This is a genomic window from Pseudomonas quasicaspiana, assembly GCF_021147825.1.
In the GTDB taxonomy this organism is placed as follows: domain Bacteria; phylum Pseudomonadota; class Gammaproteobacteria; order Pseudomonadales; family Pseudomonadaceae; genus Aquipseudomonas; species Aquipseudomonas quasicaspiana.
In genome coordinates this window covers 304,988-326,937 of sequence record NZ_JAGTPI010000001.1, presented here as the reverse complement: position 1 = coordinate 326,937, position 21,950 = coordinate 304,988, and the positions used below count along the sequence as shown (strand labels likewise).

At 58.2% G+C, this 21,950-nt stretch carries 18 protein-coding genes and 1 pseudogene; 9 read left to right on the top strand and 10 right to left on the bottom strand.

The features are described from left to right. The first annotated feature begins 160 nt into the window (after positions 1-160). Complete coding sequence (locus KDX30_RS01520; RefSeq protein WP_231674780.1) at positions 161-1,348, top strand: MFS transporter; 1,188 nt, start codon at positions 161-163, stop codon at positions 1,346-1,348. 57 nt (positions 1,349-1,405) lie between these two features. Here the strand turns inward: KDX30_RS01520 and KDX30_RS01515 are convergent, their stop codons facing one another. Further along, complete coding sequence (locus KDX30_RS01515) at positions 1,406-1,561, bottom strand: hypothetical protein (protein WP_164705996.1); 156 nt, start codon at positions 1,559-1,561, stop codon at positions 1,406-1,408. Here KDX30_RS01515 and KDX30_RS01510 point away from each other — a divergent pair. Together KDX30_RS01510 and KDX30_RS01505 are read left to right on the top strand one after the other, a co-directional pair. Further along, on the top strand, positions 1,560-3,131 hold the full coding sequence (locus tag KDX30_RS01510) for a gamma-glutamyltransferase family protein (protein ID WP_231674779.1): 1,572 nt from the start codon (positions 1,560-1,562) through the stop codon (positions 3,129-3,131). The two genes, KDX30_RS01515 and KDX30_RS01510, sit on opposite strands and share 2 nt — an antisense overlap. 121 nt (positions 3,132-3,252) lie before the next feature. After that, on the top strand, positions 3,253-3,945 hold the full coding sequence (locus KDX30_RS01505) for a GntR family transcriptional regulator (RefSeq protein WP_122703801.1): 693 nt from the start codon (positions 3,253-3,255) through the stop codon (positions 3,943-3,945). A 357-nt stretch (positions 3,946-4,302) separates the two neighbouring features. Here KDX30_RS01505 and KDX30_RS01500 read toward each other — a convergent pair whose 3' ends face one another. The 4 genes from KDX30_RS01500 to KDX30_RS01485 form a co-directional block, all read right to left on the bottom strand. Continuing rightward, the gene (locus KDX30_RS01500) at positions 4,303-5,532 is read right to left on the bottom strand and encodes an amidohydrolase family protein (RefSeq protein WP_231674778.1); all 1,230 of its coding nucleotides are present in this window, start codon (positions 5,530-5,532) and stop codon (positions 4,303-4,305) included. Next, positions 5,529-7,988, bottom strand: coding sequence for a branched-chain amino acid ABC transporter ATP-binding protein/permease (locus KDX30_RS01495; RefSeq protein WP_406643667.1), 2,460 nt, complete (start codon positions 7,986-7,988; stop codon positions 5,529-5,531). The genes KDX30_RS01500 and KDX30_RS01495 overlap by 4 nt, the downstream gene beginning before the upstream one ends. A 62-nt stretch (positions 7,989-8,050) precedes the next feature. Beyond that, positions 8,051-8,920 (bottom strand): branched-chain amino acid ABC transporter permease, encoded by an 870-nt coding sequence (locus KDX30_RS01490; protein ID WP_231674776.1) that lies wholly within the window; start codon positions 8,918-8,920, stop codon positions 8,051-8,053. Positions 8,921-8,929: 9 nt separating this feature from the next. After that, entirely contained in the window at positions 8,930-10,117 is a 1,188-nt protein-coding gene (locus KDX30_RS01485) for an ABC transporter substrate-binding protein (protein ID WP_122703793.1), read from the bottom strand. A 186-nt stretch (positions 10,118-10,303) separates the two neighbouring features. Here KDX30_RS01485 and KDX30_RS01480 point away from each other — a divergent pair, with 186 nt between their 5' ends. From KDX30_RS01480 to KDX30_RS01470, 3 genes and pseudogenes are all read left to right on the top strand, one after another. Next, on the top strand, positions 10,304-10,702 hold the full coding sequence (locus KDX30_RS01480) for a nuclear transport factor 2 family protein (RefSeq protein WP_231674775.1): 399 nt from the start codon (positions 10,304-10,306) through the stop codon (positions 10,700-10,702). A 279-nt stretch (positions 10,703-10,981) separates the two neighbouring features. After that, positions 10,982-12,148, top strand: a pseudogene (locus KDX30_RS01475) (pyridoxal phosphate-dependent aminotransferase); the annotation flags it as partial. 23 nt (positions 12,149-12,171) lie between these two features. Next, on the top strand, positions 12,172-12,759 hold the full coding sequence (locus tag KDX30_RS01470) for a flavin reductase family protein (protein ID WP_231674774.1): 588 nt from the start codon (positions 12,172-12,174) through the stop codon (positions 12,757-12,759). 68 nt (positions 12,760-12,827) lie between these two features. On the opposite strand, the gene KDX30_RS01465 is transcribed toward KDX30_RS01470, so the two are convergent. The 4 genes from KDX30_RS01465 to yghX form a co-directional block, all read right to left on the bottom strand. Continuing rightward, positions 12,828-13,490 (bottom strand): polysaccharide lyase family 7 protein, encoded by a 663-nt coding sequence (locus KDX30_RS01465; RefSeq protein WP_231671832.1) that lies wholly within the window; start codon positions 13,488-13,490, stop codon positions 12,828-12,830. A 466-nt stretch (positions 13,491-13,956) separates the two neighbouring features. Beyond that, entirely contained in the window at positions 13,957-14,847 is an 891-nt protein-coding gene (locus KDX30_RS01460; protein ID WP_231674773.1) for a VOC family protein, read from the bottom strand. A gap of 2 nt (positions 14,848-14,849) precedes the next feature. After that, complete coding sequence (gene epsC, locus KDX30_RS01455; protein ID WP_231674772.1) at positions 14,850-15,626, bottom strand: serine O-acetyltransferase EpsC; 777 nt, start codon at positions 15,624-15,626, stop codon at positions 14,850-14,852. Positions 15,627-15,927: 301 nt separating this feature from the next. After that, entirely contained in the window at positions 15,928-16,815 is an 888-nt protein-coding gene (yghX, locus tag KDX30_RS01450) for a YghX family hydrolase (RefSeq protein WP_231671828.1), read from the bottom strand. Between the two features lie 151 nt (positions 16,816-16,966). Between yghX and KDX30_RS01445 the strand changes: the two genes are divergently transcribed. From KDX30_RS01445 to KDX30_RS01435, 3 genes are all read left to right on the top strand, one after another. Further along, positions 16,967-17,671: a GNAT family N-acetyltransferase gene (locus tag KDX30_RS01445; protein ID WP_231674771.1), complete on the top strand. Its 705-nt coding sequence runs from the start codon at positions 16,967-16,969 to the stop codon at positions 17,669-17,671. 425 nt (positions 17,672-18,096) lie between these two features. Then, positions 18,097-19,749 (top strand): malate dehydrogenase (quinone), encoded by a 1,653-nt coding sequence (mqo, locus tag KDX30_RS01440; protein ID WP_027900191.1) that lies wholly within the window; start codon positions 18,097-18,099, stop codon positions 19,747-19,749. A 297-nt stretch (positions 19,750-20,046) separates the two neighbouring features. Continuing rightward, positions 20,047-20,481 carry a nuclear transport factor 2 family protein gene (locus KDX30_RS01435; protein ID WP_049826922.1) on the top strand — a complete coding sequence of 145 codons (435 nt, stop codon included), beginning with the start codon at positions 20,047-20,049 and terminating at the stop codon, positions 20,479-20,481. Between the two features lie 173 nt (positions 20,482-20,654). On the opposite strand, the gene KDX30_RS01430 is transcribed toward KDX30_RS01435, so the two are convergent. Further along, a complete protein-coding gene (locus KDX30_RS01430) occupies positions 20,655-21,887 on the bottom strand; it encodes an HD-GYP domain-containing protein (protein ID WP_231674770.1) in 1,233 nt (410 codons plus the stop codon). Positions 21,888-21,950: the final 63 nt, after the last annotated feature.

Sequence of the window (21,950 nt, the reverse complement as noted above, 5' to 3'; positions counted from 1 at the left end):
TTTCACACAGTCTGCACGGGAATCGTGTTTGCAGGCCAAGCTACCGATATGAAATTTCTTGAAACCTTCGCTGCATATCCTGTCCACCCCTCTGTACTATGGCTGCCCCGGTTTTTGATACCGGACGCATGACCACGATATTCCTCACCGGACGACCTGCATGACCAAGCCTGTTTCATCTTCCAGCAGAGATTTCATTCTGGTGGCCTGCGCATTGCTGATCGTCATGGTTGGCACGACATTGCCAACCCCGCTGTATATCTATTACCAGCAGCAGATGGGCTTTGGTGAAACCTGGGTGACGCTGATTTTCTCGATCTATGCCGCCGGAGTCATCGCCGCATTGCTGGCGGTGGGCAGTTGGTCTGATCAGGTCGGGCGTCGTCCGATGCTGTGCGCCGGTTTGGTCATGGGGGCGATCAGTGCGGTGATTTTCCTGTATTGCGATTCCATTGGTGGCCTGTTGCTGGGCCGACTGTTTTCCGGATTTTCCGCCGGGATCATGACCGGCACCGCCACGGTGGCTGTCATCGAACTGGCCCCGAAGTCCTGGAGCAGGCGCTCCACGCTGGTGGCGACGGCTGCCAACATGTTTGGTCTCGGGCTGGGGCCTTTGCTGGCGGGTCTGACGTCTCAGCATTTACCGCATCCACTGCAACTGGTGTTCTGGCTGCACCTGGGGTTTCTGGCGATTGCCCTGGTGGGCGTTATGGTTGCCCGGGAAACGGTCAAGCGTCCGGAGGTGCCACGCTTGCGGGTCATGCGGCCTTCGATTCCCGCCGAAGTGCGCGGCCTGTTCATTCCGGCAGCCATCGCCGGGCTGGCAGGCTTTAGCGTTGCCGGGCTGTTCACCAGCATGGTGCCGTCGATCATGCGTCAGGTCATGGAGCAATCCAGCGGCATCGTGATCGGTGCTGTGGTCGGCTCGTTCTTCGCGGCATCGGTAGTCGGTCAGGCGCTGTTGCAATGGTTGCCGTCCCGCCAGCACATGACCCTGGGTTGCGTTGCGCTGATCCTTGGCATGCTGACCCTGGGCCTGAGTATCGCGACCGAGCAGATGCTGTTGCTGATCGTCGCCGGCATCACCGCAGGTATCGGCCAAGGCATGGTGTTCCGCGCCGGTATGGGCGCGGTGACTGCCGCCAGTCCTGCGCATCAGAAAGCGGCGGTCGCGTCAGCGCTGTTTGTGGTGCTGTACCTGTCCATGTCATTGCCGGTGATCGCCGTCGGGGTCAGCGTGCCGGTGTTTGGTCTGCGTCATGTGGGTGAGTTATTCAGCGCTATTGTTGCGTTGATCGCTGTGGTTGCGATGTGGAGCATGAGAAGGGCGCAGGCTGCGGTTATTTAGCCTTGGTTATGATTCTTTGTGGGAGCAGAGCTTGCTCGCGATGAGGCTGGACGCAATCTAACGTAAACCGCGTTCAACCTTATCGCGAGCAAGCTCTGCTCCCACAAGGTTCTCCACTAGCCCGGCAAATACCATCAATGACCAAGGCACATTTCTTGCTTTGCTAACAATAAAACTATTGATAGCTAGCAAAAAAAGAGAGCCTTTGATCATGATCGCCACCTCAACTCGCGCCGTCATCTGTACGCCTCACGCCGAAGCCAGCGCCGCCGGGCTGCGCATTCTCGATGCCGGGGGCACGGCCATCGATGCGATGCTGGCCGCCAGCGCGATGCTTGCAGCGGTGTTTCCGCACATGACCGGGCTGGGCGGCGATGCGCTATGGATGATCCACGACAGCAAGGTGCGCACCATCGTGGGGATCGGTCGGGCCGGTCAACATATGCCTCAGGGCGGGAAGATCACTGTGCGCGGCCCGTCCTCGGTAGCGAGCACTGCGGGCGCCCTGGCCAGTTGGCAGACCGCAGCGAACATCAGTCGCCATGAATGGGGGTCGACGCTGGGTTGGGGTGACTTGCTCGGAGACGCTGCCACGATGGCGGATCAAGGCACGCTTGTTTCACAGTCACAATTGTTCTGGCAGACCTTGCGTCAACCCCTTATCGAGCAGCTACCGGACCTGCATCGCCTGTGCAAGACCGATGGCCGCTGGATGGGCGAGGGCGACACCCTGCGCCAGCCGGAACTGGCCAATACCCTGCGTCATCTGGCCAGGCATGGCGTCGAGGACTTCTATCGAGGGGAGTTGGCCGAGGCATTCGGTGCGGCGTTTGACCGGCTCGGTTGTGGCCTGACGGCGGCGGATCTGGCGGCCACCCGGGCGCCTGAAGTTGCGCCGATTTCGGTGCGTTATCGTCAGGGTCGACTCTATAACGTGGCGCCGCCGTGTCAGGGGCTCTACACCTTGCAGGCGATGGCCGCACTGCAACACAAGCCATTGGCGCACGTGGACAACGGCAGCGCGCAGTATTACCACTATCTGGTGGAAGCCATTAAGCAGGGGTTGCTGCGGCGTAATGCACAGCTGTGCGATCCGTTGAGCACCGCGTGGGATTTCGCTGCAAGCCTTGAGGATGCGCAAATCAAGGCCTACGCAGACGCCATCGACGATCAGCGTGCCGCACCCTGGAATGAACCGGGTCGACCTGCCGATACCATCTGGATGGCTGCCACCGACGCTCAGGGGCGAACCGCATGCCTGATCCAGAGCCTGTTTCACGATTTCGGTTCGGGCTGCATCCTCGGTGATACCGGCGTGCTGTGGCAGAACCGCGCTGCCGGTTTCAACGCTGATGCCAACCATGTCAACGGCTGGGCACCGGGCAAGCGTCCGGCGCACACGTTGAACCCGTCCTGCTATCTGGCCGATGACGGTCGCCGCTGGTTCTTCGGCACCCAAGGCGGCGACGGTCAGCCGCAGACGCAAATGGTTCTGGCCACGCAATTGGTCGACTATCAGCAACCGATTGATCTGGCGCTGGAGACGCCGCGCTTCCTGTTGGGGCGCAGCTTCTTCGACAGCACTGACAATCTGAAGCTGGAAGGCGACATGAGTGCCGCGACGGTCGAGGGGCTTGGCGCGTTGGGTCATGAAGTGGAAATCATCCCGGCACGCAGCCCCATGACCGGTCACGCCGGGATCATCGCGATTGATGAAACGGGACGTCGCAGCGCCATGCATGATCCGCGTGGCGAAGGCCTCGCGCTGGGGCAGCCCAACTGATCGCCCGACCCGTTGCACACGGGGTTTGCCGGTGTCGTGCGGCTGGCGGATAATGCCGCCGATTGCCCGCCACTGGCAGACCGCTGCGATGGCGCCAAGCGTTTTGAAAATAGAGGAAAGGATGGGCCTGAGCACTGTCACTGCCAAACAGCTTGAGGTGCAACGTATCGTCGATGCGTTGTTCAAGGCTATCGCCCAACATCGTCTGCCACCCGGCACGCGACTGATCGAAGCGCAAATCGTCGAGACCCTGCAAGCCAACCGCAACCATGTGCAGGTGGCGCTGCAGCGTCTGGCGATGCAGAAGGTGGTGACCATCGAGGCCAACCGTGGCGCCATGGTTGCCCAGCCTACTGCCAAGGAAGCCCGGGATATTTTCAGTGCGCGTCGCGCCATTGAACGTGCGATTGTGGAGGGCATCACTCCAGCAATCATGCGCAAGCAGCGTCAGCGGATTGCGACGCACATGAACAATGAACGCAAGGCCACCAACGATACGGACCGTCGGGCTATCGTGCGGGAGTTGAGCGAGTTTCACTTGATGCTCGGCGAGATCAGCGGCAACACCGTGCTGAGTGACATCCTCGCCAACCTTATGGTGCGCAGCTCACTGATCGTGGCGCTTTATCAGCGTAATGACGTGCCGTCCTGCGCGTCGGACGAGCATCAGGAAATCATCACCGCGCTGGAAAACGGCGATAACGAGCGCGCCGTGGCGGTCATGCTTGAACACCTGGACGAGCTGGAAGGGCAGCTTGCTCTGGAGGAAAGCGCGCCGGAGGAATTTAACCTGCGGCAGGCGTTGAGTGATTGAGAAGATCAGTCCAACGTCATCGCGAAAAGATCCTGCGTGGCGCAGAACCTGTGGGACCAGAGCTTGCTCGCGATAAGACTGAACGCGATCTAAAGTGAACCTCGTCCAGCCTTGTCGCGAGCAAGCTCTGCTCCTATCAAACAAGAAATAACTACATGATTTGGAATGCATTTTCTGTAGGAGTGACCGGGGTGGCGATCCACATTGCTCGCGATAGCTTCAGCACAGGCAATATATTCATCGACCAACAGATCGAATCGCGAGCAAGCTCACTCCTACAGGTCCCGTGTTTGCTGCGCGACAGCGTGGTGTCATGGACACCGGGGCATCTCCCACAGGGTTATGCGTACAGCATGCCTAATTATCCGGCTTCAGCAACACCCCAACCGGCCGGCTAAACGTCCGTCGCCCACCCTTGAAGCCCATCAACGGCGCGCTGATCTCGGCAATCACTGCCGCAGGTGAAGGCGCGTCGAAGACGATGAAGTCGGCTCGGCATCCGGGTAGCAAACCGTAATCGGTCAAACGCAGCATGCGTGCTGATTCGCTGGACACCCACGCCAGGCATTGCAGCAATTGCGGCACGGTGCCCATCTGGCTGACGTTGGCGAACAGGTTGGCCTGACGGATCAGCGAGGCGTCGCCATAGGGCGTAAACGGATTGCCAATGTTGTTGGTGGACACCGAGCACGTAACGCCGCAGGCGTGCAGATGCTCCAGCGGCGCGAGCCCGCGAGGTTTGTTGTGAAACGACTCACGGCCCATCAGAAACAGATCGGTGGACGGCAGACAGGTTACTTGCACGCCGACCTTGGCCAGGTGCAGGCCCAGCACGGTCATTTGCTCTTTGGGGAGTGTCGACAGCTTGGTCACATGGCCGATGGTCACGCGTCCTGCCCAGCCATGCAGTTGCGTGCAGCGCGCGACTTCCATGACCGTCATGCCTTCCGGATTCAGATCGAAATCCAGGTGCAGGTCAAGATCGCAGTCGTATTTGACTGCCAGTTCGAACAGACGCTGGATCTGCCCGTCCGGGTCGCTGTCCATGTACGGGCAGCCGCCGAGCACCGTCGCGCCTTTCTCCAGCGCCTCGCACAACAATGCTTCCGTGCCCGGATTATTCAGCAGGCCTTCTTGGGGGAACACACAGATTTCCAGGCTGATCGCCCAGGCGTAGTCAGCCTGCAAGCGGCGAATGGCATTGAAGCCGGTCAGGCCTATTTGCGGATCAAGCTCCACGTGGGTGCGCATGTGAGTGGTGCCTTGCAGGATCGCCTTATCCAGCACCTGCGCACCGCGTTGGTACACGTCTTCTTCAGTGAATTCCGCCTTGGCGGCACGGGTTTGCGCCACTGCCTCGGCAAGGGTGCCTTCATGCAAATGACAGCGCTGCATGATGCAGGCTTTATCCAGATGGATATGGGTTTCGATCAGGCCTGGCATCAGCAGGCGACCCTGTAAATCGAGTGTCTCCCAGTCGATGATTGATGGGCTGAATGCCTCAACGTAATGGCCATTCTCCACATAGAGCACGGTATCAGTGTCGGCTTCACCCAGCCGCACATTGATGATCTTCAGTGCGGTCATACACTCACTCCTCGAACGCTATTGGCACTGGCGCTATCAGCGCTTTCACCCAGATAGGCTGCAGCCAGCTCCTTGTCGTCACGCAACTCGGCGGCGCTGGCGGATTTTATGATGCAGCCGGTTTCAAGCACGTAAGCGCGGTCAGCAACCTGCAGCGCGAGGTTGGCCATTTGATCCACCAGCAGGATAGTGACGCCTTCATCGCGCAGGGCGGCGAGTGCGTCGTACAGCTCGCCGATCATGGCCGGTGACAAGCCCAGAGACGGCTCGTCCAGCAGCAGGATTTTCGGTTTGGCCATCAGCCCGCGTCCCACGGCGACCATCTGTTGTTCGCCACCGGACAGCATGCCCGCCGGGTTATCGATACGGTCGCGCAAACGCGGGAAGCGTTTGAGGATCGCTTCGATTTCAGCTTCGGCATCAAACGCTTCTCGTCGGGAGTAACCGCCTAGCAACAGGTTGTCGCGCACGCTCAGGTACGGGAACACCTGACGACCTTCCGGCACCAAGGCCAGACCTTTGCCAGCGATGCTGCTGGCGCTGGCCTGTTCGATGCTTTCGTTGTCCAGCAAAATGCTGCCCTCGGTCGCCCGATGCAGGCCCGCCAGACATTGCAGGATGCTGGATTTGCCCGCACCGTTGGCACCCAGAATCGCCACAAGCTCGCCGGGGTTGACCAGTAAATTGACTTTGTTGACCACTGCCGCAGCGCCGTAGTCGATGACCAGATCCTTGACGTACAGCCGCGCATCGCGACTGCCATCCCAGGCATGATCCCGTGGTGTTGCCTGATAATCGGTGCCGCCCAGATACGCGGCGATCACCTGCTGGTTCTGACGAATTTCAGCAGGAGGCCCGGATGCGATGGGCTTGCCGGCATCCAGCACCAATAAGAGCTCGGACACTGACATCACCAGCGACATGTCGTGCTCGACGAGAATCACCGTCAGGCCAAAATCCGCTAGCTTGCGCAGCAGCACGGCCAGATCGTCGGTGTCGCGGCGGCTCAGACCCGCAGCCGGTTCATCCAGCAACAGCACCGCAGGCGCGGTCGCCAGCGCCCGGGCGATTTCTACCAGGCGACGGTCGACGTGGGGCAAGTCCTCGGCAGCAATGTTCACTTCGCCGCGATAACCCACCAGCGCCAGCAGGTCCAGCGCGAGGCTGCGTTGCTCGGCGGTCGACAGGCTGAAGGGCAGGCCGAGGCGACCTTTCTGCATCGCCACCAAGAGGTTATCCAGCACCGACATCTCGCCGAACAGCAGGGTGGTCTGATAGGTGCGGGCGATACCGGCTCGGGCGCTTTTCCAGGCAGGTAAACCGGCCAGTGGTTGTTGCAGTTCGATCTGCCCGCTGTCCGGGGCATAGAACCCGCTGATCATGTTCAGCACGGTGGTTTTGCCCGCGCCATTGGGGCCAATGATGCTTGTGATGCTTCCGGCAGGCGCATGCAGGCTGACGTGTTGCGCCGCCTGTACACCGCCGAAGCGAATGCCGATATCGGTCACCCGCAAACCGGTTGACGGACCGCGGCTTTGCAGATGCGCGGCAATGCGTTGGGTGTTGATCGTGGTGGGCGGTAACAACCGGGTCGGCTTGATCCAGCGACGGGCGAGGGCACCCAGCAAGCCGTTCGGCGCGACCCACAGCACCAGCAGCAACAGCACCGAGAAAATCAGCAGGCGGTATTCGGCGAAGTCCGACAGTAGTTCCGGCACCAGCACGATCAGCAAAGCACCAATCAATGGGCCGAACAGCATACCGCTGCCACCGACGATCACCGCCAGGACGAACAGGATCGATTGGGAAAACGGAAAGGATTCCGGGTTGATGAACATCAGCAGGGGCGCAAGCAGGCCACCTGCCAAACCGGTCAACGCGGCGGACACGGCGAAGGCCAGGGTTTTGCTCAGAACCGGATTGAAACCCAGCGAGCGCGCGGCAATTTCAGACGCCTTCACGGCGCGCATGGCCTTGCCCCAGGTGCTGTGACTCAGGCGCTGATAGAACAGCAATGCGCCGATCATCAACGCCCCAGCCAACAGCGCGAGCAGTATCGCTGGATCGAGACCGGCAAATTCCGGCAGCGGAATACCCATCAGACCATTCGAACCACCGGTCACGTCACGCCATTCGATCAGGCTGTGATGCACCACGAACGCAAAGGCAATGGTGATCATCGCCAGATAGGGACCACTGACCCGCAGTGCCGGGATCGCCAACAGGGCGCCAATCAAGCCAGCCACGATGCCCGCCAGCGGCAACGCCAGCCATAGCGGCCAACCGGCCATGGTCAGCAATGCCGACACGTACGCGCCAATGGCATAGAACGCGATGTGGCCGAATGAAATTTGCCCGCTCAGGCCAATCAGAATATTCAGGCCGACACCCACTACGGCCGCCAGAGCGCAGAGGGTAAAGACCAGCAGGGAATAGCTGTCCAGTGTGAACGCCATGACGCCACACACGACTGCGAGTAGCCCGGTGAAAACCGGAGCTGCGAGGGTTTTGATATCTCTCATACTTTCACCAGAGCCTTGCTGCCGAACAGTCCGTTGGGACGAATCGCCAGGGCAACAATGACCAGCGCGAACGTGAATATCTGGGTGAAGGCGGAGCCGAAATACAGGGTGATCAAGGCTTCAGCCAGACCGAACAGCAGACCGGCTGCAAACACACCTCCGGCGCTGCCGATGCCGCCCAGAATCGCCACCGCAAAAGCTTTCAGTCCGAACAGCATGCCCATCTCGGCGTTGACGCTGAACAGCGGCGCAATCAACAAACCTGCTACCGCGGCGAATACGGTGGAAACAGCAAACGCGATCGCCACCACCCGATTGACATTGATGCCCATCAACATCGCTGCGCGCGGGTTTTGCACGCACGCTTCCAGTACCTTGCCGAGTCGGGTGTAGCGCCGTACCAGATAGAGAGCAAGGGCAATTGCTGCCCCCGCCAGAGGAATCAGGAGCTGCAACGCACCGACGCTGCTGCCGAACAGTTCGACGTTGAGGTTGACCAGACTGCTCTCAAACTGACGAGGCTCTTTGCCAAAGGTAAACAGCGCCAGGTTGTCCACCAGAATGCCGCCTGCCACCGTTGCCATCAGCCAGGCCTGTGAGCCACGGCTGTGGAACGGCCGCACCAGCCAGCGCTCGATCACCAGGCCATACAGCGCACAGAGAATCAGCGTCAGTGGCAGGGCCAGCCACAACGACCAGTCCCAGGTGATGCAGAAGGTGTAACCCAGCACCGCGCCGACCATCATGGCGCTGCCCTGGGCAAAATTGACGGTGCGCGAGACGACGTAGGTCAGGTGAAAACCTAACGCCAGTAGCGCGTACATGCTGCCCAGGCCGAGGCCGGTGACAATGGCGGCGGTGAACATGGCGACTCCTTAAGGCTTCAACGGTACGATCTGGTCGTTGACGAAGTGCGTGAACAGATAGTCGTCCGGACCCAGTGCGTCGTGTTTCTGCACAGTGAACGGCTGCTTGTAGTGCTTGATCAGGCCGTCGTATTCGCTAATGGCGTAAAAGCCATCGCGCACGGCTTTGCCATCGGTGTTGCCTGCTTTTTCGATGGCCAGCGCAGCCAGATGCAGCGCGTCATAGGCGTTGGCGATGCCCACCGCAGGCGTCACGTCGGCCAGGGTTTTGATTTGTGGGTAAGCGGTTTTCAGCGCTGCGAGCAAAGCATCGCCTTTAGGGCTGTTGTGCTCGGTGAACACGTAGGTCTGGATGAAATGCACGCGGGAGGCATTCGGGCCAGCCAGTTCTCCGAAACGACCACCGGCCGGACCCCAGTGGGAAACCACCGGCACGTCCCAGCCCATGCGATCCAGCGATTTGACCACTTGCGCCGATGGGCCAACGTTACCGACCATCAGCAAGGTGTCGGCACCGGCGTTTTTCAGGCGGGTCAGTTGCGGTACTACGTCCAGATCGCTGTCCTGAATGCGCTCAACACCGGCGTTGGCCATGCCGCGTTTTTCCAAGGCGCGCTTGAAGCCGGCCTCGTTGGACTCGCCCCACGGATTGTTGATGAGGATCATGCCGGGCTTTTTCATGCCGTTATCGACGCCGTATTTCACCAGCGCTTCGTCTACCAGCTCGTCGACTGCCGAAACCCGGAACACGTAGTTATCAGCAGCGCCGTTTTCGGTGATCTTCGTACCGGCTGCCCAGATGCCCATGAACGGCACCTTCATCTGGTTGGCCAGTGGCACGATTGCAAGAGACACCGGCGTATCGAGACCACCAAACAATACGGTGACTTTTTCCCGCTGGACCAGCTCACGTGCCGCCAGCATGCCTTTGGACGGGTTGCTTTCGTCGTCGCGGCGTACCAGCTCCAGTTGACGACCCAAAACGCCGCCTTTGGCGTTTACTTCATTGATCGCCATGGTCAGGCCGCGGGTCAGGGCTTCGCCGGATTTGGCTGACTGCCCGGACAGGGCAGCCACCAGGCCAACCTTGATCGGCGGCTCAGCGGCTTGCGCGCCACCGAACATAGCCATATTGAGCGTGACTGCCGCAGCCACGGGAAACAGCAGACGTTGCAGGTTTGGAAGCCGGATGGCCATAGTGTGTTCTCCTGATTGCTAGCAGTTGCATATTTATTGCTAGCAAGTAGGATGCCAGTCATAGCGGCCTTCATAACGTCGGTTTTTATTTGAAATGCCCAGTATTTACGCGCCAAATTAAGGCGAGCTGCACCATGTAGAGGCGTTCAGGCTATTTACTTAACCCGTGAGTCAGGAGATTCAGTGATGTCGGAAAAAAACAGAGACGTACAGATTGTTAGCAATTTCCTTGAGGCATCCATGGCCCCGGATCCGGTTCGGGCCGCAACCTTCATGAGTGCTGACGTAAAGATTACCTTCACCGGCGGGCGTGTCATGCCCACTCCGCAGGCTATTACCGCGTTCAACGGCTCGCGCTATGCGTGGGTCAAGAAGGCCTTGGGCAATTTCGACTGGATGGATCGCGGTGATCACACTGTGGTGTATTCCAACGGCACGCTCTACGGCGAATGGCCGAATGGCAGCAGCTTTTCCGGCAATCGTTATCTGGACCGCTTTGAAGTGCGTGACGGCAAGATCACTCATATGGACGTCTGGAATGACAGCGCCGAGTGGTTGCTGGCGCCGGAGATTGCCAAGGCTTGATCGGCTGGATCAATCCGCAGTTGAAATGCGTTTCTGTTGGGGATGTTTTACCTGTAGACCAAAATCCTGTGGGACCGAATTCATTCGGGAAGACGGCATTTCTAAGCACGCAACTCCTGCGGATGTACCTGCCTCTTCGCGAATGAATTCGCTCCCACGGGAATTATGTTTGCAGGTGAACATAGAGTTTTCCATAAGGATCCTGCTTCCAACCACACTGGCCTTTCAGAAGAACGGCGCGGTATCGTGGCGTTTTACTCGTATTCGAGAGGCCGTGGTATGCGTTTTTCCCCGTTTGTTGAACGGATAGCCGGGCATGGCGCTGCCGCCTGGGACATTCACTTCGCCGCCTGGCAGGCTCATTGCCAAGGGGAAGATGTCATTATCCTCAGCATTGGCGATCCCGATTTCGCTACCCCGGATTTCATCACTGAAGCGGCGGTCGGCGCACTGAGAGCAGGGGATACCCATTACACCGAAATTCCCGGAAGGCCTGCGCTAAGGGAAGCTATCGCCGAGCGTTACGCCAAGCGTCTGGGACGGCCGGTAGAGGCCGCCAATGTGATCACCCTGGCCGGTGCGCAGAATGCTTTGTTCGCGAGCGCCCTTTGCCTGTTGCAAGCCGGTGATGAGGTCCTGGCTCTGGACCCGATGTATGTGACTTATGAGGCTACGCTCAGGGCAAGCGGCGCGACGCTGGTGCGCGTAAGTTGCGACGCCGATGCCGGTTTTCGTCCTGACATTGCCCGTATCAGCGCCGCCATTACCCCGCGCACCCGGGCCATTTTCCTCTCCAACCCGAACAACCCGACTGGCGTAGTGCTCAGTGCCAAGGAGCTGCAAGGGATTGCCGAACTGGCCATCGCCCATGATCTGTGGGTGGTCGTCGATGAGGTTTACGAAAGCCTTTGCTACCAACGGGAGCACGTCAGTCTGGCCAGCTTGCCGGGCATGGCCGAGCGTTGCGTGATCGTCGGCAGTTTGTCCAAATCCCACGCCATGACCGGTTGGCGAGTCGGCTGGATCATTGCCGATGCGCAGTTGGTCAGGCACGCAGAAAACCTGTCGTTGAGCATGCTTTACGGATTGCCCGGCTTCGTCATGGCGGGTGCGATGGCGGCGGTGCTTGCTCATGATGAAGTGACGTTGGGCATGCTCGATATCTATCAACGCAGACGCGATCTCGTGGTGTCTGGATTGAGTGATTGCCCGGGCATCGAAGTGCGCAGCCCGGATGCAGGGATGTTCGTCCTGCTCGACGTACGCGGCACCGGATTGAGCTCGCTGGACTTCGCCTGGCGACTGTTTCGGGAAGCGGGTGTGTCGGTGCTCGACGCAGCAGCCTTCGGTGAGCCTGCCCAGGGTTTTGTGCGGCTTTCATTTACCGTAAGCGATGAGCAACTGGCGCGAGCATGTGTGCGAATCAAGTCGTTCGTCAGCACGCTCGCCACGTCTCGAGAGGTATTTTTGTGAACCAATTTATTGCCCCGGTGGACCCGGCCAAGGCCTATCGCTTGCTCAACCACGGTCCGACAGTTCTGGTTTCGGCCCGGCACGAAGGGGTCGACAATGTCATGGCCGCTGCCTGGGCCTGCGCGCTGGATTTCATGCCGGCCAAACTCACTGTGGTGCTCGACAAAATTGCCAAGACCCGTGAGCTGGTTGAGCAAAGTGGAGTGTTCGTGATTCAGGTGCCAACCGCAGCGCAGCTGCAACTCACCCACGAGGTGGGCACGCGCAGTCTGTTCAACGAAGCGGACAAACTGCAGCGTTCAGGCGTGGAGTTGTTCCGCATCCCCGATCATGATCTGCCGTTCGTGGCCGGTTGCTCCGCCTGGCTGGCGTGTCGCCTGATACCCGAGCCGCACAATCAGTCGACCTATGATCTGTTCATCGGCGAAGTCATTGGTGCCTGGGCTGATACGCGAGTGTTCAAGGACGGGCACTGGAACTTTGAGACGGCCGACCCTGCGTGGCGCAGCTTGCACTACATCGCGGGTGGACACTTTTATGCGATTGGTGAAGCGCTGGATGTAGAGGCTGGCGACGAAAAGTGATGCGGGCGTCACGCCATTCTGAAAAACGAATGGCGTGATGTACAACGGTCCACGGCGACTGCCGGTTGTTACTTCTTCACGACGTGGCTGGTGGAAAGACTGGTGTAGGTGACCTTCCCGCCTTCAGTGGGGTAGCCGACGTTGTCCAGGGTGTACACCCCGGCCTTGAAGTAAAAGGCATAGCCATACCAGGCAGAGTTGAGAGTTGTCAGCGCCGCCACGTTATTGATCATCACGGTGAGTTTGCCAGTGGGCGCCATCTGAATCGAATAGGTGAAGGGCTTGTTCAGGGCCATGGGGGTGCTGTACATCACCGGGCTTTTAGCGTCGGCTGGCTTCACGCGATATTCGAGGTCTATGAAGCCGCCTTTGGCGGTATAGCGGTACACCATCTTCAGCAAAGGCGTCGGCGCATTTTTGGCGTGGATTTGCGCCACCACAATTTTGCCCGTCGACGGTACCTGATTGACCATCAGCGCACCGATCATGGTGTTGGTGCCGCTGTTATACAACCAGTTCATGGCGTTGCCATTGGAGAGGGTTTCGCGTAACTCCGTGCGAGGGTAGTCACTGGTGCCAGAGTGGGAGCCGGTCACCGGTGCCCACATCACAATGCCGTTGCTGCTGACTTTGAAGTAAGGACTGTTGAGGCTGCTGACACGTGCAGTCGCCACGGTGACGGCTGGCGTTTCAATGGGCAGGGTAAGGTTCCAGACACTGAGGTCGATCATGGGGCTCTCGCACGGGGGATGCGCCCGACCAGTCCCGGGACGCTGAGTGCTTTAACGGCAAGCCGGGCATTTGGTTGAGAGCCGTCTGGCTGCCGGCGAGTGGGCAGGCGACAGACGGCAAATGTCCCGTAGGCCCCATGTAATTCATGGAGCCGAATTTATTCAGGAAAGCGGTGTTAAAGGTGGACCGAGTCGCCTTTATCGCGGGCAAGCCCAGCTCCTATCAAACAAAATATAACTATCTGATTTGGAATGCTTTTTATTGTAGGAGTGAGCTTGCTCGCGATAGCTCCAGTACAGGCAATAAATTCATCGACTGACAGGCCGAATCGCGAGCAATGTGGATCGCCACCCCGGTCACTCCTACAGGGTCCGTGTTTGCTGCGCGACAGCGTGGTGTCAGGGACACCGGGGCGACTCCCACAGAATTACATCCATGCAGACAGGCATGTGGGGCAAAGGACTCTCAGCGGGTCTGCACCAGCTCCAGAATCACATTCCCGGCTGCTTGCGGCTCGATCAGCAGGCGCTGTGAACCCGCTAGATGCGGCACTTTGTTGCTTTCGATAATGGCTCGCGCCGCATCCAGGTTTTTAGTGTTGATGCGCAGCGCTATTGCATGGGGGCGTTGACTGGCCGCCTCAGGCAAGTTGACTCCGGCAAACTCGGTTTGCGCGGTGGTCAGGGACATGGCGCGTAGCAACCCGCAGCCAGTATCAGCTTCAAGCACATCGCCGTGGTAGCGAACTGCATCGCCGTACAACGCTTTCCACCGGGGTTCGAGCTGGGCAGGGTCCGCCAGGTAAGTCACCGCGAGGATGCCGTCAGCGCCGTTTGGGTGGTTTTGCCATCCTGGCACCCAGATCAATTCCGGGCGGTGCTGATGGCAAATGAAGTTGGAAGCATCCGGGTGCTCCTCATCAATGAACAGCCCCAACGACACGACGGCTTCGTCCGGACTGCCATCGGGCAGGGTCATTTTGCGCCGGAAATCGATACGGCCCTGACTGGCCAGCCCAGCGTTTGTCAGGCGTGCATAGTCCGCGTCTGCGTCTTTGCTGTGCAATGCCACCAGCGAGATGCCTTCTTCGCCGCGATCAAGAAATGTGCCCAACTGACGGCCGAAACAGAAGCCATCGACCGAGTTAGTGCCAAACTTCGAGGCATCATCCACTGCGATGATTTCGATGAAATTGCTCGGGAACATCACCAGCGTCGTGACCGTGCCCCACGGGTGATAACTGATCGGCGAGGATTCAAAGCCCATTTTTCGATACAGAGCCAGTGTCTGCGGATGGTCGCGTACGGTTACCAGCGGGTGGTCAATACCTTGAGTGGATTGGGCGGCTGCGGCCATGGTCATTGCTCCCGTTGAGTAAGTGTTTTCGAGGTCAGGGTGGCCAGCGACTGCGGTGCGCTACCGACAATTTTTGCCGGAGTGCCTGCAACGACAGCGCTCGCCGGTACGGGTTTGAGCACCACTGCGTTGGCCGCCACGATGGCTTTGGCACCAACTTCGATGTTGCCCAGTACGCTGGCGCCTGCGCAGATCAATGCGCCGCGGCGAATCTTCGGATGACGGTCACCGACTTCAGCCAGAGTGCTGCCCAGCGTCACGCCGTGCCAAAGGCTGACTTCATCTTCTACGACGGCGGTTTCGCCAATCACCAGACCAATCCCGTGATCAACAAACAGTGCTTTGCCCAGTCGCGCTGCCGGGTGGATATCGATGCTCCAGGTGTTGGCTGCCCAGTTCTGCAACAGCACTGCGCTCTGAATATCGCCATCGTTCCACAAGGCGTGGCCAATGCGGTAAGCCTGAACGGCCTGAATACCGCGGAATGTAAGGAAAGCGGTGAGGTGATCGGGACAAGCCGGGTTGACGATCACCAGGTGGTTGATGTCAGCCGCGGCGCTGGAGGCGATGTCAGGGTTAGCGCGGAGGATGTCCGTAAACCAGCCAGTCAGATCGGTGCTCCCAGCCTGCCCCTTGAGTTGCCGGGCCAGGTTTGCTGCCAGGGCGGTGGGGAAGGAGGGCTGCGACAGAATTCCGAACTGCACGTAATGACTCATTACGGGGTTACGCTCTGCGAGCTGATGAGCCTGTTCTTGCAGACGCTGCCAAAGGGAATCCATGACCTTCTCCTTTTTGGGGTGGGTCGAGTATGGGCAGGCAAAGGGGGCGCTATCAATCCTTGCAGGAAGGCAGCTTTGTTGCTTTTTTCGCAACGCAGGAGGGCGGTTGCTTGCGGTGCTGCTAATTGTCCGCAAGCTTGCTATTGCGCTGTTTAACCACGTACGGCCGGCTTTAGCCGGGAGAGCGGTCTGTTTGCCGAAGCAAATCATGCGACTGTGTTGACGCTCTCCCGGCTAAAGCCAGTCCTACAGGATGAACTGCCAGGTCCAGCCGTTTGAGTGGTGAGATTTCTGCCGGGCATCAGACCAGATACTTGTTGAACCACTCCAGGGTCCTGTCCCATGCGAGCTTCGCCGCCGCTTCGTCGTAGCGCGGAGTGGAGTCGTTGTGAAAGCCGTGGTTGGCACCGGGATAGACATATGCCTGATAGGTTTTGCCTGCGGCCTTCAATGCCTGTTCGTAGGCGGCTGCCCCTTCGTTGATGCGGGTGTCCAGTTCGCCATAGTGGATCAACAGCGGTGCCTTGATTCTTGGCACATCTTCGGCTTTGGCCTGACGTCCGTAAAACGGCACGGCGGCGGCCAGTTCGGGATAGGCAACCGCTGCTGCGTTGGCAACTCCACCGCCATAGCAGAAGCCGGTGATGCCGACTTTTCCGGTCGTTGCGTCGTGCTTCATCATCCACTCGATGGCGGCGAAGAAGTCGTTCATTAGCTTTTCCGGGTCGACGGTCTGTTGCAGTTCGCGGCCTTTGTCGTCGTTGCCGGGATAGCCACCGACTGACGTCAGACCGTCGGGGGCGAGGGCAATGAAGCCGGCTTTTGCCACTCGGCGGGCAACGTCTTCGATATAAGGGTTAAGCCCGCGATTCTCATGCGCCACAACCACGGCGGGCAACTTGCCGGTGACTTTTGCCGGACGTACCAGATAGCCGCGCACCTGACCGTGGCCCTTGGGCGAAGGATAGTTGACGTACTCGGCGACGATATCCGGGTCAGTGAACTCCACTTGCTGTGCCATCGCGTAGTTGGGGCTCAGCGAAGCAAGGACGGCACTGGCGGTCAGGCCAAAGACAGTGAAAGCTGCCGCGCGGTCAAGAAATTCGCGCCTGTTGATCTTGCCGTGGGCGTAGTAGTCGTACAGCTCAAGCAGTTCAGGGGAAAAATCTTTCGCGGTGAGACGTTCCATCTGTTCGCTCCTTCTTCGGTGAGTTGGCTGATTAAAGCAGTCTTTGCCATCGAGGCAAATGGGCCTCGCTGTATGTCTGGGGTATGATGGCGCCCCTTCGTACCGAGCATGCCGGTCCGGGGATGCCTTAAAATCTGGAGTCACCATCTCGATGTTCACCGTCACCCGCTTCGAAAGCCCGCCCCCCGAGTTGATCAAAAGCCAGATCATGCAGATGGTGGTCGATTACGTCACCGATATCAGCATGGTCAATATTGCGCCCAGTAATCCGCTCTACAGCCTTTATCAATATGGCGTCGGTTTCGAAGTTCATCTCTACATCGAGGCCATGGATGGATCCAAAGGGATTCCCGTTGAATTGATTGTCGCGCTGGATGCTGACGAACCGGACACGGTGATCGGCTTCTTGCTGTATTTGCCGGTCAAGGACGATCCCGAAGCCTGCGCGGTAGCGTTTATGGCCGTGCAGGCCAGCAAACGTCGCAATGGCGTGGCGCGCGCAATGCTGGCGCAGATGACCGAACGCTACCCACATGCCGAACTGGCCTGTCGCGCCGCCGCGGTTCCGCGTTTCGAAGCAATGGGTTTTCAGGTGTTGGCCGCTCGCGGTCCGCAGGTATTGATGAATACGCGGGATCACGGCATTGACGGTCTGGTGGCAGTACTGGATGTAGCGCCGATCTACAATTCGCTGGAGATTCGGCAAATTCATGCTTATTTACTTCAGCAGCACGGAAAGCGGCCGATGATAGAAGCCGAGAAGCAGCGTGATCGGCATCTGGATCAATTAACCCGGCAAGCCAAAGCACTGGTTGATGCGCGCCAGAGGCCCGCGTCGAACGAGACTATCGACTAAGCGCACACGCTAATATCGGTAAAAGTTCGCTCCGCAACCTGTATCCGATTACAATTACCGTTTGCGGTTCCCGATACACGTGTACATAGATGCTTTACCACGCATGACTTTTTGTTAAGCAAGTAGCAGATGTTGTTCCGTGAAAGACCTGGGTGCTGGTTGTAACGAGGTTGTCGGAGCCGTTTTGTTCTGACGATGTACCAAGAGATTCAATGTCACTCAGCAGCTGAAAACAATGGCAAACAAGAAGTCAGCTCAGGAGAGACAAGAGAGTGAGGTTGATAGCAGTGCATCAGCCTTGAATGTCCAGCCGTCGGTCCTGCCGATTGCCGCTGTTCACGATATGCCTGCAAGCATTCGTGGAACCGGTCATCAGATGCGTAGATTGACGGAGGGATGACGTTCTATCCTGGAAAAATCACAGTATGTTAAAAAAAGTGAACACAGCCCTCCTGGGCCTGGCGCTGTCGATGGGACTGACGCCTTTGCATGCAGAAGAAACCAAGAAAGTCGATGTGTTGCTGATCGGTGGCGGCATCATGAGCGCTACCCTTGGCACGTGGCTGAACGAGCTTGAGCCGACCTGGACCATGGAAATGGTCGAGCGTCTCGACAAAGTTGCCGAAGAAAGCTCCAACGGCTGGAACAACGCCGGTACCGGTCACTCTGCCCTGGCCGAGTCCAACTACACCCCGTACGGCAAAGACGGCAAGATCGAGATTGCCAAGGCAATCGAAATCAACGAAGCGTTTCAGGTCACCCGCCAGTTCATGGCGTGGCAGGTCAAGAATGGCGTCCTGAAAAACCCGCATTCGTTCATCAACTCGACTCCACACATGAGCTTCATGTGGGGCGACGATAACGTCAAGTTCCTGAAGGCCCGCTACGAAGCGCTGAAAACCAGCCCGTTGTTCGCTGGCATGCAGTACAGCGAAGATCAGGCTCAGATCAAGCAGTGGGTTCCACTGATGATGGAAGGGCGTGATCCAAACCAGAAAATCGCTGCTACCTGGACGCCACTGGGTACCGATGCGAACTGGGGCGAAGTCACTCGCCAATACGTTGCCAACCTGCAGACCAAGCCTGTCTTCGACCTGAAGTTGTCGAGCGAAGTCAACGAAATCACTCGCAACAAGGACGGCAGCTGGCACGTCGAGTACAAAAACCTGAAAGACGGTACTACCCACGGCACCGACGCGAAATTCGTGTTTGTCGGCGCTGGCGGCGGTGCGTTGAAGCTGCTGCAAATCGCTGACATCCCCGAGGCTCGCGAATACGGCGGCTTCCCGGTTGGCGGCTCGTTCCTGGTAACTGAAAACCAGGATCTGGCCATGCAGCACATGGCCAAGGCCTACGGTATCGCGTCGACTGGCGCGCCACCCATGTCCGTACCGCACCTGGACACCCGTGTTCTGGACGGCAAGCGCATGATTCTGTTTGGCCCGTTCGCTACCTTCTCCACCAAGTTCCTGAAGGAAGGTTCGTACCTTGACCTGCTGTCGACCACCACGACCCATAACGTGTGGCCGATGACCAAGGTTGGCGTCGAGCAGTATCCGCTGATCGAGTACCTCGCAGGCCAATTGATGATGTCGGATGACGACCGCTTCAACGCGCTGAAAGAGTACTTCCCGCACGCCAAGAAAGAAGACTGGCGCTTGTGGCAAGCCGGTCAGCGCGTTCAGATCATCAAGCGCGATGCCGAGAAAGGCGGTGTGTTGAAGCTGGGTACTGAGGTTGTTTTCTCTCAGGACCGTTCTATCGCTGGCCTGCTGGGCGCCTCCCCGGGTGCCTCGACTGCACCGCCGATCATGATCGACGTGCTGGAAAAAGCCTTCAAGGACAAGGTTGCTACTCCAGAGTGGCAAGCCAAGATGCGTCAGATCGTTCCGAGCTATGGCACCAAGCTCAACGGTTCACCTGAGCGCGTTCAGCAGTCGTGGGATTACACCGCTGAAGTCCTGCAACTGACCAAGCCACCGGTAATCGACCCTGCAGCTTACCCGGCTGCCAGCGCTGCACCGGCCAAGCCTGCGAAGCCACAGCCAAGCAATCCTGCTTCGGATATGGCTCTGTAACACGCTTATCGTCAGACGCACGGGGCTCATGTGGTCAGTAATGACCACTTGAAACCCGTACAAGAAACCCGGCCCTGCTTAAACGCAGCGCCGGGTTTCTGCGTTTCAGGTCGGTGAATATTTATAGGCGAGTGCTAAAGCCACTATTATTTATAGGTTTAAGGAGTTAATACCGCTGGCTTGAAAATCTCGTTTGCCTGTTTTGATAAATAAGCTATGTTGTAAGACGTCGTATAAGGCAACTCGGTCTTTTACGCGTTTTCCTCCATTACCAATAAACAATAACAAGGAATAGACATGAACAAGCGTTTCAAGCTGCTCGTTGCGTTTCTCTGCCTGTTCGGCGGTTACACGGCTACGGCTCATGCCTCGGATCAAGCCGATGTTGAAAAGGCTGTCGACAAATTGACTCAAGCAATGTGGCACAAGGATATTGCGCAACTGCAGGCACTGACTGCCGACAACCTCACTTATGGGCATTCCAGCGGCAACATTCAGGACAAGAAAGCCTTTATCGCAGATATCGAAACGGGCAAAAGCGCGTTCAACAGGCTTGAAATGCAGAAGCAGCAGATCACTTTGTCGGGTGATACCGCGCTGGTTCGCAACCACTTTTCCGCCGAGGCAGTGAACAGCGGCAAGGTTGTCCCGACTGAGATCGAAAACTTCCAGATCTGGCAGAAGCAGGACGGCAAGTGGCTGCTGATCGGGCGTCAGGCGTTCAAGTTCTGATGTGAGGGTAAGCACCGCTCTCATGACTGCACTGTCCGTTGGAGCGAGGCTTGCCCGCGAAGAACGATGACGCGATCTGCCTGACAGACCTCATCGAACGCTTCGCGGGCAAGCCTCGCTCCAACAGGGCAATTGGCTTCGTAGCCTGCGGCAACTTCTATAACGTTTGCGTGCTAGCCACAATTCGACTTGCTCCCCACACTGGACTCAGCCCACAGCTCATCCAGGTTACTGAATCCCCATTCCTTCGCTGACTCACGACCCACGATGCGATCCTGGCCCACAAGTGCGGCGAGGTTGAGGGTGGTGTGCGCGATGTGCTGATTGCTGTTGGCGCAGAAAAACACCCGGACCTTGGGCGTGAGCAACGATTTTTCATGCTGTTCGATCACTACACCAATCCGTCCGCTTTCCATGCGGACCAGTGCGCCGACCGGGTAAATGCCTACGCATTTGACGAAGGCCTGAAAGACCTTTTCGTCAAAATGTCCCTGCCACTGGGCCATGCGGTGGATGGCTTCAGCCGGGCCCCAGGCTTCTTTATAGGGGCGGTCCGAAGTTACCGCGTCATACACGTCACACACCGCGCCCATCCGTGCAAACAGGCTGATCTGGCTTCCCGCCAGCCTGTGTGGATAGCCGGTGCCGTCGATTTTTTCATGGTGATGCAGGCAAACGTCCATGACCCTGGGGCTGAAATGGTGGCTTTGCCTCAGCATATCGGCTCCCGACTGCGAGTGGCTGCGCATGGTTGCGAACTCCTCATCGCTAAGCGCGCCCGGCTTGTTGAGGATGGTCAGCGGGATCACGACCTTACCGACATCATGCATCAGGCCTGCGACACCCGCTTCGTGAACCAAAGCAGGCGGAAGTCCAAGCTGGCGGGCGAGGGCGACCATCAGTGCGCAGACTGCGACCGAATGCATGTAGGTGTATTCATCACAGGTCTTCAGTCGAGCAAGGCTGATCAAGGCATCGGGATGCCGGGACAGCGAGTCGGAGATTTCCTCGACCAGTTCGCTGACCTTCTCCATTTCAATGACCTGACCCATGCGTAAATCACTGAACATCTTCTCGACAGCCGCTCTGGAATGAGCACACAGCTTGAGGGATCGGGAAATTTCCTGATTCAGTGCAACACGATGGGGAACAGGTTTGTTGGCGATGTTTTGCAGGCAGGTCGGCAGTGCTGGATCTGATTGAACAGGCGCGGCGGGTACAGGGCTGACACCGCGGCTGTCATCGATCCAGAGCTCTGCGACTTTTGCGTCGAGGATGCGTTGCAGATCATGCTCATTCGAAAGCATGAATCCGTTTTTCCAGAATGACTGCTCTATCCCTGAGCCACAGAATTCGTGTACGTACATGCCGAGGCGTAGCTCGGCCACAGAGATATGTTTCAGCACGATAATGACTCGCTTTTTGTTATGGCTGAAGTTCGCAATCAGGCATTCGGAACTGATCGCGCT

Excerpts from the sequence above, each read along its gene's own strand:
- KDX30_RS01515 (WP_164705996.1), bottom strand. The coding sequence starts at position 1,561 with ATGATCAAAGGCTCTCTTTTTTTGCTAGCTATCAATAGTTTTATTGTT.
- KDX30_RS01445 (WP_231674771.1), top strand. The coding sequence starts at position 16,967 with ATGTTCACCGTCACCCGCTTCGAAAGCCCGCCCCCCGAGTTGATCAAA.
- KDX30_RS01435 (WP_049826922.1), top strand. The coding sequence starts at position 20,047 with ATGAACAAGCGTTTCAAGCTGCTCGTTGCGTTTCTCTGCCTGTTCGGC.
- yghX (WP_231671828.1), bottom strand. The coding sequence starts at position 16,815 with ATGGAACGTCTCACCGCGAAAGATTTTTCCCCTGAACTGCTTGAGCTG.
- KDX30_RS01460 (WP_231674773.1), bottom strand. The coding sequence starts at position 14,847 with ATGGCCGCAGCCGCCCAATCCACTCAAGGTATTGACCACCCGCTGGTA.
- KDX30_RS01505 (WP_122703801.1), top strand. The coding sequence starts at position 3,253 with ATGGGCCTGAGCACTGTCACTGCCAAACAGCTTGAGGTGCAACGTATC.
- KDX30_RS01465 (WP_231671832.1), bottom strand. The coding sequence starts at position 13,490 with ATGATCGACCTCAGTGTCTGGAACCTTACCCTGCCCATTGAAACGCCA.
- KDX30_RS01520 (WP_231674780.1), top strand. The coding sequence starts at position 161 with ATGACCAAGCCTGTTTCATCTTCCAGCAGAGATTTCATTCTGGTGGCC.
- KDX30_RS01510 (WP_231674779.1), top strand. The coding sequence starts at position 1,560 with ATGATCGCCACCTCAACTCGCGCCGTCATCTGTACGCCTCACGCCGAA.
- KDX30_RS01495 (WP_406643667.1), bottom strand. The coding sequence starts at position 7,988 with ATGGCGTTCACACTGGACAGCTATTCCCTGCTGGTCTTTACCCTCTGC.
- KDX30_RS01500 (WP_231674778.1), bottom strand. The coding sequence starts at position 5,532 with ATGACCGCACTGAAGATCATCAATGTGCGGCTGGGTGAAGCCGACACT.
- epsC (WP_231674772.1), bottom strand. The coding sequence starts at position 15,626 with ATGGATTCCCTTTGGCAGCGTCTGCAAGAACAGGCTCATCAGCTCGCA.
- KDX30_RS01485 (WP_122703793.1), bottom strand. The coding sequence starts at position 10,117 with ATGGCCATCCGGCTTCCAAACCTGCAACGTCTGCTGTTTCCCGTGGCT.
- KDX30_RS01490 (WP_231674776.1), bottom strand. The coding sequence starts at position 8,920 with ATGTTCACCGCCGCCATTGTCACCGGCCTCGGCCTGGGCAGCATGTAC.
- KDX30_RS01480 (WP_231674775.1), top strand. The coding sequence starts at position 10,304 with ATGTCGGAAAAAAACAGAGACGTACAGATTGTTAGCAATTTCCTTGAG.
- mqo (WP_027900191.1), top strand. The coding sequence starts at position 18,097 with ATGTTAAAAAAAGTGAACACAGCCCTCCTGGGCCTGGCGCTGTCGATG.